Annotated in this window: 11 protein-coding genes; 3 read left to right on the forward strand and 8 right to left on the reverse strand. The window is 64.8% G+C overall.

Translation table 11 applies throughout. The annotated features are described in order from the left end of the window. Positions 1–134 precede the first annotated feature (134 nt). Complete coding sequence (locus ASD73_RS16820; protein ID WP_056374174.1) at positions 135–2,210, forward strand: M13 family metallopeptidase; 2,076 nt, start codon at positions 135–137, stop codon at positions 2,208–2,210. A gap of 16 nt (positions 2,211–2,226) precedes the next feature. Here ASD73_RS16820 and ASD73_RS16825 read toward each other — a convergent pair whose 3' ends face one another. After that, the gene (locus ASD73_RS16825) at positions 2,227–3,723 is read right to left on the reverse strand and encodes a BCCT family transporter (RefSeq protein ID WP_235534538.1); all 1,497 of its coding nucleotides are present in this window, start codon (positions 3,721–3,723) and stop codon (positions 2,227–2,229) included. Between the two features lie 169 nt (positions 3,724–3,892). On the opposite strand from ASD73_RS16825, the gene ASD73_RS16830 reads away from it, so the two are divergent. Further along, positions 3,893–4,291, forward strand: coding sequence for a hypothetical protein (locus ASD73_RS16830; RefSeq protein ID WP_156377442.1), 399 nt, complete (start codon positions 3,893–3,895; stop codon positions 4,289–4,291). A 4-nt stretch (positions 4,292–4,295) separates the two neighbouring features. On the opposite strand, the gene ASD73_RS16835 is transcribed toward ASD73_RS16830, so the two are convergent. Then, complete coding sequence (locus tag ASD73_RS16835; RefSeq protein WP_056374179.1) at positions 4,296–4,784, reverse strand: hypothetical protein; 489 nt, start codon at positions 4,782–4,784, stop codon at positions 4,296–4,298. A 244-nt stretch (positions 4,785–5,028) separates the two neighbouring features. On the opposite strand from ASD73_RS16835, the gene ASD73_RS16840 reads away from it, so the two are divergent. Next, positions 5,029–5,379: a UrcA family protein gene (locus tag ASD73_RS16840; RefSeq protein WP_056374181.1), complete on the forward strand. Its 351-nt coding sequence runs from the start codon at positions 5,029–5,031 to the stop codon at positions 5,377–5,379. Positions 5,380–5,488: 109 nt separating this feature from the next. Here ASD73_RS16840 and ASD73_RS16845 read toward each other — a convergent pair whose 3' ends face one another. The 6 genes from ASD73_RS16845 to ASD73_RS16870 all read right to left on the reverse strand — a co-directional run bounded on the left by ASD73_RS16845 (position 5,489) and on the right by ASD73_RS16870 (position 14,326). After that, the gene (locus ASD73_RS16845; RefSeq protein WP_056374183.1) at positions 5,489–6,220 is read right to left on the reverse strand and encodes a LytR/AlgR family response regulator transcription factor; all 732 of its coding nucleotides are present in this window, start codon (positions 6,218–6,220) and stop codon (positions 5,489–5,491) included. Between the two features lie 3 nt (positions 6,221–6,223). After that, entirely contained in the window at positions 6,224–7,390 is a 1,167-nt protein-coding gene (locus ASD73_RS16850; protein WP_235534540.1) for a sensor histidine kinase, read from the reverse strand. A gap of 101 nt (positions 7,391–7,491) precedes the next feature. After that, positions 7,492–8,949, reverse strand: a complete 1,458-nt coding sequence (locus ASD73_RS16855) for an MATE family efflux transporter (protein WP_235534548.1) — start codon at positions 8,947–8,949, stop codon at positions 7,492–7,494. Next, positions 8,946–9,431, reverse strand: a complete 486-nt coding sequence (locus ASD73_RS16860) for a hypothetical protein (protein WP_056374187.1) — start codon at positions 9,429–9,431, stop codon at positions 8,946–8,948. The genes ASD73_RS16855 and ASD73_RS16860 overlap by 4 nt, the downstream gene beginning before the upstream one ends. After that, positions 9,431–12,112, reverse strand: coding sequence for a valine--tRNA ligase (locus ASD73_RS16865; RefSeq protein ID WP_056374189.1), 2,682 nt, complete (start codon positions 12,110–12,112; stop codon positions 9,431–9,433). The genes ASD73_RS16860 and ASD73_RS16865 overlap by 1 nt, the downstream gene beginning before the upstream one ends. Positions 12,113–12,259: 147 nt before the next feature. Then, entirely contained in the window at positions 12,260–14,326 is a 2,067-nt protein-coding gene (locus ASD73_RS16870) for an alpha/beta hydrolase family protein (protein WP_056374191.1), read from the reverse strand. Positions 14,327–14,438: the final 112 nt, after the last annotated feature.

Consider the following 14,438-nt stretch of genomic DNA (forward strand, 5'->3'; position numbering starts at 1 on the left):
TAAATCTACCAAAGCGGGATTCCCGTCGACCAATGCCGCCACCTTTGCTTGACCGCTTGGCGTCACGGGCGGACAAGTCGAACATGGCTGCCGTCCCGTCGGGACGGCGAGGGGAAATGCGAGGAGACTGGGGAATGAAGAAATTTTTTGCAGGGGCTGCGAGCCTTGCAATCGCCGTGGCGCTCGTCGTGCCGGCGCTCGCCAACGGAGCGAAGCCGTCCGCATCATTGGCCGCGGCAGCCGACGAGGCGGCAGGCAGCGCCGAGGCCGGGTCGCTGAAGGCGCTGACGTTCGGCAAGTGGGGCGTCGACCTTGGTGCCCGCGATCCGTCGGTGAAGCCGGGCGACGATTTCGACAAATATGCCAATGGCGGCTGGTTCGCGCGTACCGAAATTCCGTCGGATCAGGCGTCGGCGGGGGTCGATTACGACGTCTACAACCTGACCCAGCGCCAGCTGCGCGCGGTCGTCGCCGGCGCTCCCGCGGCGAGCCAGGTGGGCGGACTATATCAGAGCTTCATGGACGAGGCGCGCGTCGAAACGCTCGCCGCGAAGCCGCTGATGGCCGACATCGCCGCGGTCGCCGCGATCAAGGACAAGAGCGAAATGGCGCGCTTCATGGGCGGCACGCAGGGGACGTTCGGATCGACGATCGTCAGCGGTGGACCCTATGCCGACACCGCCGATCCGACCGTCAACGTCCTGTGGCTGGGGCAGGCGGGGATCGGCCTGCCGGAACGCGACTATTATCTGAACGACAGCTTCAAGCCGCAGCGCGATGCGTACCGCGCCTATATCGCGCGGACGATGAAGATGGCGGGCAATGCCGACCCCGAAAAGGCGGCCGATGCCATCATGGCGTTCGAGACCGAGATCGCGAAAGTCAGCTGGGCGATCGCCGACCGCCGCGACATCGGCAAGATCAACAACCCGATGTCGGCGGATGAACTGGCGGCCTATGCGCCGGGGCTCGACTGGAGCGCCTGGTTTGCGGGTTCGGGTATCGCGCCGCAAAAGCGCATCATCGTCAACGAAAAGACCGCGGTGCGCGACATCGCGGCGCTATACGCAAAGACCCCGCTCGACACGATCAAGCTGTGGCAGCAATTCCATGTCGCCGACAACGCCGCGCCCTATCTGTCGAAGTCATTCGTCGACAGCCGCTTCGAATATACCAAGGCGCTGAGCGGCGTTGGCGAGCTCCGTCCACGCTGGAAACGCGGCCTGACGCTGGTCGACGGCAGCCTCGGCGAACTCGTCGGCGAAACCTATTCGAAGCAATATTTCCCTGCGAGCGCGAAGGCGAAGATGGAGGTGCTCGTCACCAACCTGAAGCTCGCGATGGGCGACCGCATCCGGAACAACAGCTGGATGGCGCCCGCGACCAAGGACGCGGCGTTAGCCAAGCTCGCGAAGATGGACGTGATGGTCGGCTATCCCGACAAATGGCGCGATTATTCGGGGTTGAAGATCGATCCCGCCGACCTTTACGGCAATGTGAAGCGCAGCGCGGCGTTCGAATATGCCTATGCGCTGTCGGATCTCAACAAGCCCGTCGACCGCAAGAAATGGTCGATGAACCCGCAGGAAGTGAACGCCTATAATGGCGGGCTCGAGAACAAGATCGTGTTCCCGGCGGGCATCCTTCAGGCACCCTATTTCAGCGAGAGTGTCGACGACGCGGTCAATTATGGCGCGATCGGCGCCGTCATCGGCCACGAGATCACCCACGGCTTCGACGACCAGGGCCGCAAGATCGACGCCGAGGGCGCGGTGCGCGACTGGTGGACGCCCGAGGATGCGGCGCGTTTCGATGCGCAGGCAAAGGCATTCGGCGCGCAATATGCGACCTATGAGGCGGCACCGGGATCGTTCATCAACCCCGACCTGACGATGGGCGAGAATATCGCCGATCTGGCGGGGCTCGAGGTCGCCTATGACGCTTACCGTCGCTCGCTGGGCGGCAAGCCCGCGCCAGTGATCGACGGGCTGACGGGCGACCAGCGCTTTTTCCTCGCCTTTGCGCAGGCGTGGCGGACGAAACAGCGCGAGGATGCGATCAAGCAGCAGGTCGCGAGCGATCCGCACAGCCCGGCGCGCTGGCGCATCATTGGGCCTGTGCGTAACGTCGATGCGTGGTACAAGGCGTTCAGCGTCGCTGCGGGCGCCAAATATTATCTGAAGCCCGAGGACCGCACGCGGATCTGGTAGTCCTGAGACCCCTTTCTCAGGATTGGGCGGGGGCGGCCTCGTGTCGTCCCCGTACCGCCATCACGGTGAGCGACAAGGCTGCGCCGACGATAACGAACAGCGCGGGAAAGCCGCCGAGCACCGACATCATGCGGATCCCGTCGATGCCGCCGCCCGCGACGAGAACGATTGCGACCAACCCCACAGTGACTCCCCACACCGCCTGCACCCACAGCGGCGCCTCGGGGGCGTCGGGCGTAATGCCGCGGGTCGACAGCGCGCTCATCGCCGACACATTGGCGTCGGCGCCGGCGACATAAGACAGGAAGATCGCGAACAGCACGACCCCGGCAACGACAGGTCCGCCGCCGAGCGCGCTGAACAGCCGGAACAGCACCGGATCGGGGCCTTGCGCGGTCAGCACGGCGTAAAGGCTGGCGCCGCTCTGTTGGTCGAACGCGATCGTCGCACCGGCGATCGCCGCCATCCACACCGCGCCGAACAGCGACGGCAGGATCAGGTTATACAGGATGAAGGCGCGGACGCTGTACCCCACCGCGAGACGGCCGAGGAAAAGCGCGGTCACGGGCGCCCACGCGAACCAGTTGGCCCAATTGAAGATCGTCCATTGCCGATGCCAGCCGGTGTCGACGTCGAGGCCGAGGTTGCGCGGGATGAAGGTCTGGAAATAATCGACAACGCCGCGCAGCGATAGCCCGAGCATCTCGGCGGTCGGACCCGCAATCAGGACAAAGGCGATGATCGCGAAGAACAGCCAGGTGTTGAGCACCGAAAGACCCGCAATGCCCTTTTGCAACCCCGTCGCGGCGGAAATCAGGAAGCTCGCGACGATCGCTCCTGCAATCGCCCAGCGTAGCGGCGTGCCGCCGTCGAAGGCGCCGATCCCCTCGACCCCGCCCGCGAGCGCGAGGAGACCGGCGCCGAGCGACGCCGCCATGCCCGCGACGAGCGCATAAAGGCAGATGATGTCGATGCCGGTGCCAACCGGACCATGCGCGCGCTGGCCGAGCAGCGGAACGAACAGCGACGACAGGCTGAAGGGTTCGCTGCGGTTGTAATAGACAAGCGCGAAGGCGAGGCCCGCGACCGTGTAGATGGCGTAGGGCGTCAGCGTCCAGTGAAGGAACATCGTAGACATGGCGAAGGTCGCCGCCGCTTCGCTGCCCGGTTCGAGCCCCAGCATTGCAGGCGGATCGTTGAGATGGAAGAGCGGCTCGGCGGCGCCCCAGAACAGGATGCCGGTGGCGATCGTCGTGCAAAGCGTCACCGCGAACCAGCGCCATCGGGTCAATATCGGTTGCGCGGCCGGTCCGCCGATGATCCGCCCGCCGAGCGGCGAAACGGAAATGCCCGCCAGAAGGATGAGAAAGCCGATCCCCGCCCAAGCGAAGAGCGACGAGAAATAACGCAATATCCAGTCATTGATCGCCGTCTCGGCCGCCACGACGGAGGGTCCCTGCCAAAGGCTGAGAATGACGGCGGCGAGAAGCACCGCGAGGGGCGTGAAAAACACCGGGCGATTGAGGGGATGCTTTGGAGATGCTGGCAAATGATCGGCCGATCGGACATGGTCAGAAGGATCAGCATGACGTTTGCCCGGCGCAAGGTCAATTCGGGGCGGGAACGGCCCATCGGGCAAAGCGTTGGATCGGCAGACATGTGGATGTGAAGGAGAAGCTTCGATGACCAGAAATATGATGGCGGCCACCGCCGCGCTTGCGCTGCTCGCCTCGGGTCAGGCGGCCGCCTTCCAGACGCCGGCCGATACGACGTCGGCGGCGAAACCAGCCAAGGACGGCACGACGGCCGAAGAGCGGTCGAACACGGCGCGGCTCAACGCCGAACAGGCGTCGCGCGCCAGGGCCGACAACACGACCTATGCGCAGGAAGTTTCCGCCGCGCAGCAACAGGTCGCGCACGACCAGACGGTGTTCACCGAGGAAACCGCCGTTTATGAGGCCGAGAAGGCACGCGTCGCCGCGATGTCGGCCGAAGAGCGGATGAAATGGGAAGCCGACGCCGCTGCGTGCAAGGCCGGCGACACGACCCGCTGCGCCGCGCCGACAAAGCCGCCGCGCTAAGGCGTCAATATTCGGCGGGCACCGGCGCCTTTGTGATGTCGGGGGGAGAGGCTTCGCCCGCTGGCATATCGGTGGGCGGGTCTTCCCCCGTTGCCGCTGCGGCAGGCTCTGGGTCGGGAAAGCGGCCGCCGTATCGATAGTCGTCGGAGACATCGGCCAGGATCGGCGGATCGACGTCGACCGCCCCGAGCTCGCGAAACGCGTCATCGCTCATCATTTCGTCGCGATGCGCCCGCAGCCTTATAGCGACGCCGTAGCTGTCCGCGCAGTCGAGGCACGGCGCGGCCCCGCTGCCTTGCGGCGCCAGCGCGTCGGGATTGGCGCTGAGGCGCGAATAGGATGCCGGCTCGCTGCCCCCACCGCCCAATCGCGTCCCGACGGCCATTTCGCCCAGCAAAGCCCCGCCGATGACCCCAGCGAGCGCAAGCGCCCACCAACGGAACAGGCGCGCGCCCGTGCGGCGACTCGCAGCGAAAGATAATTTCCTCGCCATTGGTCAATTTGGCCATGAACATACGCCGGATGCAAGCCCGGCGCCATGATGTTGCCGCGCGGTCGGCCATTCGTCGACGGATCGACGCGCTTCGTCTGTCAATCGAGCGGCTGTCCGCCCTGATCGATCCAAAGGCGATTCTCATGACGTCCAGGGGGTATCACCCCTTTGCGGGGTATCGGAAGACGGTCTCCCCGGTCCGCCAGCCGGTATCCCGCATCCTTTTTGAAGAGAGGACTCCCCCATGGCGAAATTTTCATTCCTGCTGGCAGCGCCGGTTGCGCTGGCTGGCTTTGCGGTTCCGGCCGCAGCCGAAGGCGATGGCGAGCGGCATACCGCTGTCGTGCGATACGATGACCTGGACCTGTCGGGCGCCGACGGCCGCGAGCGGTTGAACGCCCGAGTCAAATTTGCCGTCCAGAAAGTGTGCGGCACCCGGCTGCATTATCGGCAGGGCCTTCGCGAACGTGCCGTTGCCAATCGCTGCGAGGACAGCGCGATGGCCGACGCCGATGTGAAACTGGCCGGCCTGTTCAACGGCGAAAGCGCCCGCCTGGCCGATCGCGGCCGGATTGTCGTCGCCGCCGCGCCCTGACCAACTCCGTCGTATGTTAATCCCAAAAGGCGGTCATGCCCCGGCAGCATGGCCGCCTTTCCTGTGGAGGGTCCGTACTCAATTACGGCGCCGTAATTGAGTACGGACCCTAGGCGTGCATGATCGCCTTTACATCGTGGAGATAGGTTCGCCCGATGCGGTGGACGCCGCCTTCGCCCAGATCGACGCTCCACGCGCCGTCGCCATGGTGTTTCAATCCGACGATGCCTTCGCGGCGGATCATTTTTGACCGGTGGATGCGCATGAACTGATCGGGGTTCATGCGAGCTTCCAGCGACTTGATCGTCTGATGGATCAGCCAGCTGCGGCCGCCGACATGCAGGCGCATATAGTCGCGTTCGGCTTCGATCAAATCGACCTGTCCGGCATCGATGCGCAACATCTCGCCGCGGTTCTGGACCCAGAATTCATTGATCCATCGGCTTTTTTGCGCCGGCGCGCGCTCGGTCGCGCGCCATTCGCGCACGCGTGACAGCGCCCGGGCGAGGCGGTCGGGCGACACAGGCTTGAGCAGATAGTCGACAGCGGCAACGTCGAACGCCGCCACCGCATAGCGATCGAACGCGGTGACGAACACGACCGCGGGCGGGTTGTCGAGCCCCTCGATCGCGGCGGCGACCTCCAGCCCATTGAGATCGGGCATCGCGATGTCGCACAGCACGAGATCGGGCGCGAGCGCATCGACCATGCGGAGCGCTGAGGCGCCGTCGCTGGCGGTGCCGACGAGCGAGACGCCGTCCTGCTGCCCGGTAAGGATTTGCAATCGTTCGATCGCCAGCGGTTCATCATCGACAATCAGAGTGCGAAGCGTTTGAATCATCGGTCAGCAAGCCTCCCGTGCCAGTGGCAGCCACAGCGATACGACAAAACCGCCGCTATCCGAAGGGCCCCATTCGCATCCGGCGGCGGGGCCATAACGCGTGAGCAGGCGCTCGCGGACATTGCCGAGGCCGAGGCCGGTCCCCGAGGCGGGGGCGGGAGCCTTCGGGTCGATGTCGTTTTCGATGCGCAGCACCAGCAGCCCATATTCGGCGCTGGCGGTGAGACGGACCGCGATCTTCCCCTTGCTGGGCGCGACGCCATATTTGATGGCATTCTCGATGATCGGTTGCAGGATCAGCACCGGAACGCAGGCGTTTTCCAGTTCTTTCGGCATGGCGACTTCGACCTGCAGACGATCAGGGAACCGGGTCTGTTCGATGTCGAGATAGAGGCGCTGGAGCGCGATTTCCTCGTCGAGACTCACCAGCTGTTCGGGATCGACGGCGAGGCTCGAGCGGAGGAAGGACGCGAGGTTCATGATCATCGTCTCGGCTTCGCTCTTCGATCCCTTGAGCACGAGGGTCGACAGTGAATTGAGCGTGTTGAACAGGAAGTGCGGATTGACCTGGTAATGTAGTGCGCGGAGCTGCGCGGTCTGTGCTTCCATACGGAAATGGTTGGCGCGGCGTTCGAGTGCGCGCATCTCGTTGGCATAGCCGAACGCGACATAGAGCGCGGCCCAGACGGCGAAGAAGAAATACCAGCGGATCGAGCTGTCGAGGATCAGCATCATTTCCCATGCGCCCGGATATTTGCCCTGCATCTCCTCGATCAGCTTGGCGCTGTCAGCCACGGGAAACCAGTAATAGAAGACGAGTAGATTGACCGTCGCATAGATGATGACGAGCGGCACGGCCGCCCCCATCGCCGCCGCGAGGCGGGCGCCGAAGCTTTGCGGCTGGGCGCGCTGTAGAAGCTGGTAAAGGACGAAGGTGCAGAGAATGCCGGCGATCACCACGACGGCGCGGCGCCCGGCCGACGTCCACTGCTCGGGCGCGCCGGTCAGCATCGCAAGGACGGTGGTGATCAGGAAATAGATCACCCACATTGCGATGATCGATCCGATCGCGACCCGGGGGTTCACGCGGGCGTCGGAGGCGCGCCAGTCGGGGTCCGCCGCCAGCATTTTCGCGCGCTGATCACGCAGCGCGTCCTTGCGGTTTGTCATGTTCATTGACGATGCTTTAGCGCCAAATACCGGCCTATGGCTAGCGGGCGCCGGGCCGCCAGTCGAAGCTGCGCGCACCTTGGTCGAAAGCAGAAGACCGGTCAGCCCGCCGGTTGCGGCAGCGCGCGGCGCCAGTTGCCGCGCCGATAGATCGCCCACGCCATCGCCAGCGACGCAAGTGACGAGAGTGGAAAGCTCCACCAGAGGATGTCGCTGCCGATTGCCGGATAACCGAAATAATAGATTCCAAGGCGGATCGGGAACATCGACAGGAACAGAATGACGAGCGGCGGCACGACCGAGCCATTGGCGCGCAGCGTGCTGATCAGCACGATCGTCGTGCCAAAGGGCAGAAAGGTCCAGGTCGCGATCAGCTGGATATTGCGCGACACCTCGATCGCCGGGCTTTCGCTGCCGAGGAAGAGCGCGAGCGCGGCACGGTCGAACGCCAGGAGGAGGGCGATCAGGACGCCGGTCATCGCGAGATTGATTGCGATCCCGCTGTTCGTCACCGACGCCACGCGATCCCAGCGCGCGGCGCCGATATTCTGCGCCGCCATTGAACTGACTGCGGCGCCGACCGCGAGCGCGGGCATCTGGATATAGTTCCAGAGCTGCAGCGTCGCGCCATAGGCGGCGGCGGTGACGAGCCCCTCGCGGTTGACGAGCCCGACCATGACGAGCCCGGCGCCCGAGATGACTAGCATCTGCGCACCCATCGGCAGGCCGCGCCCGATGATGAAGCGCAGCTCCGACCATTTGGGAAGCAGATAGGATAGTTCATGCCCGCGCAGGCGCAGCACGTGGTTCTTGGCGTAGAACCAGCCGATCATGCCGGCGAGACTGATCGTCCCCGCGACGGCCGTGGCCAGTGCGCTGCCCGCAATGCCAAGGCGCGGGAAGGGGCCGAGGCCGAGGATCAGAACGGGGTTGAAGACGATGTCGAGCACGACCGCGAGGATCATGAAACGGAGCGGCGTCACTGCGTCGCCGGCGCCGCGCGAGGCCATCATCAGCGTCACCGATAGCATCGAGGCGGGAACCGCAAGGAAAGTGACGCGCAGATAATCGTGCGCGAGCGCAAAGGCTTCGGGCGGGGTTTCGAGCCAGCGCAATATCTGATCCGACGCGAACCAGCCGATAATCGCAATGACGACCGAGAAGATCAGCGCGAGGCCGATCACGCCGCCCGTCGCACGACGCGCGGCGTCGATATCACCGCGGCCCATCGACTGGCCGATGAGGACGGTCGCCGCCATGCCGAAGCCGAAGAAGGCACCGAACATCAGGAACATGATGATGTTCGCATTGGCGGTCGCCGCGAGCGCGCTTTCGCCAAGGAACTGCCCGACCCAGATCGCGTTCACCGACCCCGACAGCGTCTGGAGGATGTTCGACGCCAGCGTCGGCAGCGCGAAGAGGATCAGTGTCTTGGTGATCGGCCCGTGGGTGAGGTCCATCCGCCCGTCGCGCGCGGTCTGGCGCGGCGGAATCGGTCCTGCGGCAGGGTCGGCAGCCGCCGCGACGGGCGTCGGCGTGATGGGGATTTCTTCGCTCACGCCGGGCCGCCTTCCAGATCGCCGACGCAATCGGAATCGGGGTCATCCTTTGCCATCTGCTCCAGCTCGCGCGTTTGCGCGGTGACGCCGGGAAAAAGGGCGTCGGGCAGGGTGTGGTAGGATCCGATCAGATCGATAGCCCAGCGATAGTGGCGCGCGCCGGCAATGCAGCTGTTGCTGCCGCCGTCGCCTTCGCCCCAGACCACGCTCCAGCCCGCTTTGCCGTCGCGGGTCAGGATGATCTTGAAGCCGCCGATGACGCCATTGTCGCCTTCGGCAAAAGCGATGGCGCGGCCGCCATCGTTCCAGACGCGCAGGTGGCGAAAGGTGAAGCGCATGTCGGGGTGCGTGCGCAGCGCTGTCAGGATCGCGATGCGTTCCGAGCTGCCAATCGACGGTGTGTGTGGGGTCGCCTGTCCGGCAGCGAGCGGGGTGGTCAGAAACAACCCCGCCCCAACCGCCAGAAGCTGCAACCCGCGCATCACCCCAACCGCGCCAATGCGGCGGTCAGGCGGTCGGCCTCGGCTTCCTTGGCGGCATGGTCGGCGCGCGCCTTTTCGACCGCTTCGGGCTTGGCGCGCTCGACGAACGACGGGTTGTTCAGGCGACCCGCGAGGCCGTCGCGTTCCTTCGCTGCCGCGGCGAGCGCCTTGGTCAGGCGGTCGCGTTCGGCGGCGATGTCGATGACGCCTTCGAGCGGGACGGTGATCGTCTCGCCCTCGACAACGAGCTGTGCCGAGGCGCCTGCAGGGGCGGGGTCGAAGCTGATGGCTTCGAGACGCGCAAGGCGGTCGAGCTGCGCTGCGAGCTTGTCAGTGCGGCCTTTGAGCGATGCCGGGAAATGCGCGGTCAGGCGCGCGCCCGGCGGCAGGCCAAGTTCGGCCTTTGCGGTGCGGAGTTCGCTGACGAGCTTGATCAGCCAGTCGATATCGGCGCTGGCGTCAGCATCGCTGGAGGCCGTCGGCGCGGGCCATTTCGCGGTGATCAGCGGATAATCGGCACGGTCGCCAAGCCCGGTCCACAGCTCTTCGGTGATGAAGGGCATGAAGGGGTGGAGCATGACGAGAATCTGGTCGAGCACCCAGCCGGCGACGGCTTTCGTCTCGTCGTCGATCGCGCCCTTGATCAGTTCGAGATACCAGTCGCAGAAACGGTCCCACGCGAAACTGTAGATCGCGTTGGCGGCCTCGTCGAAGCGATAGGCGGCGAAGGCCGTCTCCATCGCGGCGACGGTCGCGGTGACCTCGCCGATGATCCAGCGGTTGACGGGCAGCGTCGCGGCGGGGGCTTCGAAGCTGGCCGAGGCCGAAATGCCATTGGCTTCGCAGAAGCGCGCGGCGTTCCACAGCTTGGTCGCGAAGTTTCGATAGCCGGCGAGGCGCGCGTCATCCATCTTGATGTCGCGGCCCTGGCTTTCCATCGCCGACATGAAGAAGCGCAGCGCGTCGGCGCCATATTGGTCGATCAGCCCGAGCGGATCGACGACATTGCCCTTCGACTTCGACATCTTCGCGCCGTCGGGCGCGCGGACGAGGCCGTGGAGATAGAGCGTCTTCCACGGCACATCACCCATGAACTCCATGCCCTGCATCGCCATGCGCGCATCCCAGAAGAACAGGATGTCGAAGCCCGAGACGAGGACGTCGTTGGGGTAGTGGCGCTTCAGCAGCTCGGTGTTCTCGGGCCAGCCGAGCGTGGCGAAGGGCCAGAGCGCCGAGGAGAACCAGGTGTCGAGGACGTCTTCGTCGCGCGTCAGAGCAACGCCTGCGCCGGCTTCGGCCTGCGCTTCTCCTTCGGTTTCGGCAACGAAGATACGGCCATCCTCGGTATACCAAGCCGGAATCCGGTGGCCCCACCAGAGCTGGCGCGAGACGCACCAGGGCTGGATATTCTCCATCCAGTTGAAGAAGGTTTTTTCCCACGTCTTGGGGACGATGTTGATGCGCCCGTCGCGCACCGCCTGTATCGGCGGCTGCGCGAGCGTTTCGGCGTCGACATACCATTGGTCGGTCAGCCAGGGCTCGATCACCACGCCGCCGCGGTCGCCGAACGGCGTCTGGATCGTGCGCGGCTCGGCGTCATGTTCGCCGCCGTCCTTGTCGATGTGCGGGATCAGGAAGCCGGCTTCCTTCATCCGCGTCACGACGAGTTCGCGCGCGCCATCCTTGCCGTCGCGCTTGAAGCGGTGGAGGCCGAGATATTCGGCGGGGATCAGCCCATCGGTAGTCTGGATGACGTTCGCGTCGCCGTCGAGCATGTTGAGCATCTCGCCGGGCTTGAAGCCCGCGCGTTTGCCGACGTCGAAGTCGTTGAAATCATGTCCTGGGGTGATCTTCACCGCGCCCGAACCCAGTTCGGGGTCGGCATGTTCATCGGGAACGATCTTGAAGCGGCGGCCGGTGATCGGCTGCAATATCTCCTTGCCGATCACGCTCTTGTAGCGCGGATCGTCGGGGTGCACCGCGACCGCCATGTCGGCGAGCATCGTTTCGGGGCGCGTCGTCGCGACCACGATATGGTCGCGGCCATCGTCGAGTTTCACCCCGTCGGCGAGCGGATATTTGAAGTGCCAGAAGCCGCCCTGAATCTCGTGCGTCTCGACCTCGAGGTCCGAAATCGCGGTCTTGAGCTTCGGATCCCAGTTCACGAGACGCTTGTCGCGGTAGATCAGCCCCTTCTTGTGCAAGTCGACGAACACCTTGACCACGGCCTCGGTAAAATGCGGGTCCATCGTGAACTGCTCGCGTGACCAGTCCATCGAGCAGCCGAGGCGGCGGAGCTGGCCGGTGATCTGGCCGCCGCTTTCCGCCTTCCACTGCCATACCTTGTCGATGAAATCTTCGCGGCTGTAATTGGTACGCTTGTCCTGCCGCTCTTCCATCTGGCGTTCGACGACCATCTGTGTCGCGATGCCGGCATGGTCCATTCCGACGACCCACAAGGCGTCCTTGCCGCGCAGGCGTTCGTAACGAACGAGCACGTCTTGCAAGGTGTTGTCGAGCGCGTGGCCGATGTGCAGCGCGCCGGTGACGTTCGGCGGCGGGTTGACGATCGTGAAGGGTGTCGCGTCGGGACGCGCGGGGCGAAACAGCCCGCGGCTTTCCCATTCATGGGCCCATTTCGCTTCAATAGCGGCGGGATCGAACGTTTTTTCCATCGGCATAGCCGGGCGCCTTTGCCAGCCGGGGGGCGAGGCGGCAAGGGGGAACGAGCCCGCTCCTCGTCATGCCGGACTTGATCGGGCATCCATTCCGCGGCCGCAGATGGACCCCGGATCAAGTCCGGGGTGACGAGTGAAGGGAAGGCGGGCCTATTTCTTCAGATGGCTACCCAGCCAGTTGAACACCGTCTGGTGCCACTGGACGCTGTTTGCGCCCTTCAGCACCCAATGATTCTCGTCGGGGAAGACGAGCAGTTCCGAGGGGATATTACGGCGCTGGAGCGCAGTGAATGCCGCAAGGCCCTGGCTGTACGGAATGCGGAAATCCTTTTCGCTGGTGATCACCAGCATCGGGGTCTTCCACTTGGTGACGTGGTTCACGGGGTTCCATTTTTCGGGGTCGGTGCGCTCCCACCAGGGGCCGCCATGATCCCATTCGTCGAACCACAATTCCTCGGTCTCGAACGCCATCGCGCGCAGGTCGAACACGCCGTCATGCTGGACAAGGCATTTGAAGCCGTCGGTCCACTGGCCCGCGATCCAGTTCATCATGTAACCGCCGTACGAGGCGCCGAGCGCGCAGGCGTTGTTGATGTCAAGTTGCGCGTCCTGCTTGCCCGCCGCGGCGAGGCCAAGCTTCAGATCCTCAAGCGGCTTGCCGCCCCAGTCCTTGTTGATGCTGTCGGTGAAGGCCTGACCATAACCGGTCGAACCGTGGAAATCGACGGTGACGACGCCATAGCCCTCCTGCGCGAACACGCGCGGGTTCCAGCGCGTCGACCAGCTGTTGCCGAAGCTCGACTGCGGGCCGCCGTGGACGATGAACGCGACCGGCAGTTTCTGGACCGGGCTGACGGGCTTCAGGATCATGCCCCACACCTTGTCGCCATTCGCGCCGGCGAACTGGATGCGGTCAAGCTCCACCGCGTCGAATTCGGCGAGGCGCGCGGCGTTCACCGCGGTGATCTGCTTCACCTTGCCCTTGGCGTCGCGGACGAACAGGTCGGTCGGCGCGAGCGCGCTGTTGCGCGAATAGAGGAGGGCGCCGCCGGGCAGCGGCGTGACATCGCCGATATTGCCTTCGAAGGCTTCGGTCGTCGCCTTCAGCTTCTCCACCTTGCCCGTGGCAGCGTCGACGCGGAACACCGGGTGTTCGAGCGTATCCTGCGCGGTGACGTAAAGCGACTGGCCGTCCGCCGCCCATGCGATCGAAGCGACCGAACGGTCCCATGCGTCGGTGAGCTTCTTCGTCTCGCCGCTTTCGAGGTTGCGCAGCATCAACACCTGCCGGTCGGCCTCATATCCTGGCCGCGCCATCGCGGCATAGGCCAGCCATTTGCCGTCGGGTGAGGGGGTAGGCAGCGTGTCGGTCGCCTGATTGTCCTCAGTCAGATTGACCGGCATCATCCGGCTGTCGACGAGCCAGCTGTAGATATCGAGATTGGTCGACATCGGCTCGTTCCGGTCGGCCTTGCGCAGCGTGAAAAAGACCGTGCGGCTGTCAGCGCCCCATGCGAGTTCCTCGCCGCCGCCGAACGGCTTCGACGGGCTGTCGCCGATGAGGCCCGCGTCGACCGGGCGTGCGGCGCTCGCTTTGCCGTCTGCGAGGTTGAAAATGAAGGGTCGGCTGTAGGTACCGGGGGTTTCCCACTGGTCCCAGTGGCGGACGAAGCCTGCGCCATCCTTGTAGAGGCGGCCGGTGCCGGGGCCGGGAAGCGCGCCCTTGTCCTTGGCGTCGCAGCCGAAGTCGGTGCATTCCTTTGCGATGTCGCCCCACGCGAGCAGCTTCGAGCCGTCGGGTGAAATCTTGAAGCCCGAAACATCGGCGTGCGTATCGGTGACCTGCGTCGCGGCGGCGCCCGCTTTCGGATCGATGCGCCACACCTGATCCTTGCCCGAAGCGTTCGAGAGGAAATAGAGGATGCCGTCCTTGTCGAAGGCGGGGGCGGCTTCATTCCTGCCCGCGGTATCGGCGATCGGGGCGGGCTTGGCATCCTTTGCATTGCGGTCGACGAGCCACAGGCCGGTCGAGCGCTTGTACGTCGCACCCTCGGTCTCGGTCATCTGGAACACGACCCAGCGCCCGTCGGGCGAGCCGGTCGGCGCGGCGACGCGCTTCAAGGTCGCAAGATCGACCTCGGTCATCGGCCGGGCGAAAGCGGGGGTGGAAAGAGCGGCGGCGAGCGCGATCGCGCTGGACAGGATGTGGTTTCGCATGAAAGCGGTTTAGCGATGCGCCGCGCGGGTTCAAGGACGAACCGACCGGGATTGCCTCGTTTCCCCATTGTCGCTGAAAATCGGGGCTTGGCGATAATAAATCAAACCTCTC

It is taken from the genome of Sphingopyxis sp. Root154 (assembly GCF_001427105.1).
In the GTDB taxonomy this organism is placed as follows: Bacteria; Pseudomonadota; Alphaproteobacteria; order Sphingomonadales; family Sphingomonadaceae; genus Sphingopyxis.

Bases quoted from the DNA above. Each gene is read 5' to 3' on its own strand.
- ASD73_RS16850 (WP_235534540.1), bottom strand. From the start codon at position 7,390: ATGACAAACCGCAAGGACGCGCTGCGTGATCAGCGCGCGAAAATGCTG.
- ASD73_RS16840 (WP_056374181.1), top strand. From the start codon at position 5,029: ATGGCGAAATTTTCATTCCTGCTGGCAGCGCCGGTTGCGCTGGCTGGC.
- ASD73_RS16860 (WP_056374187.1), bottom strand. From the start codon at position 9,431: ATGCGCGGGTTGCAGCTTCTGGCGGTTGGGGCGGGGTTGTTTCTGACC.
- ASD73_RS16865 (WP_056374189.1), bottom strand. From the start codon at position 12,112: ATGCCGATGGAAAAAACGTTCGATCCCGCCGCTATTGAAGCGAAATGG.
- ASD73_RS16870 (WP_056374191.1), bottom strand. From the start codon at position 14,326: ATGCGAAACCACATCCTGTCCAGCGCGATCGCGCTCGCCGCCGCTCTT.
- ASD73_RS16820 (WP_056374174.1), top strand. From the start codon at position 135: ATGAAGAAATTTTTTGCAGGGGCTGCGAGCCTTGCAATCGCCGTGGCG.
- ASD73_RS16835 (WP_056374179.1), bottom strand. From the start codon at position 4,784: ATGGCGAGGAAATTATCTTTCGCTGCGAGTCGCCGCACGGGCGCGCGC.
- ASD73_RS16845 (WP_056374183.1), bottom strand. From the start codon at position 6,220: ATGATTCAAACGCTTCGCACTCTGATTGTCGATGATGAACCGCTGGCG.
- ASD73_RS16830 (WP_156377442.1), top strand. From the start codon at position 3,893: ATGACCAGAAATATGATGGCGGCCACCGCCGCGCTTGCGCTGCTCGCC.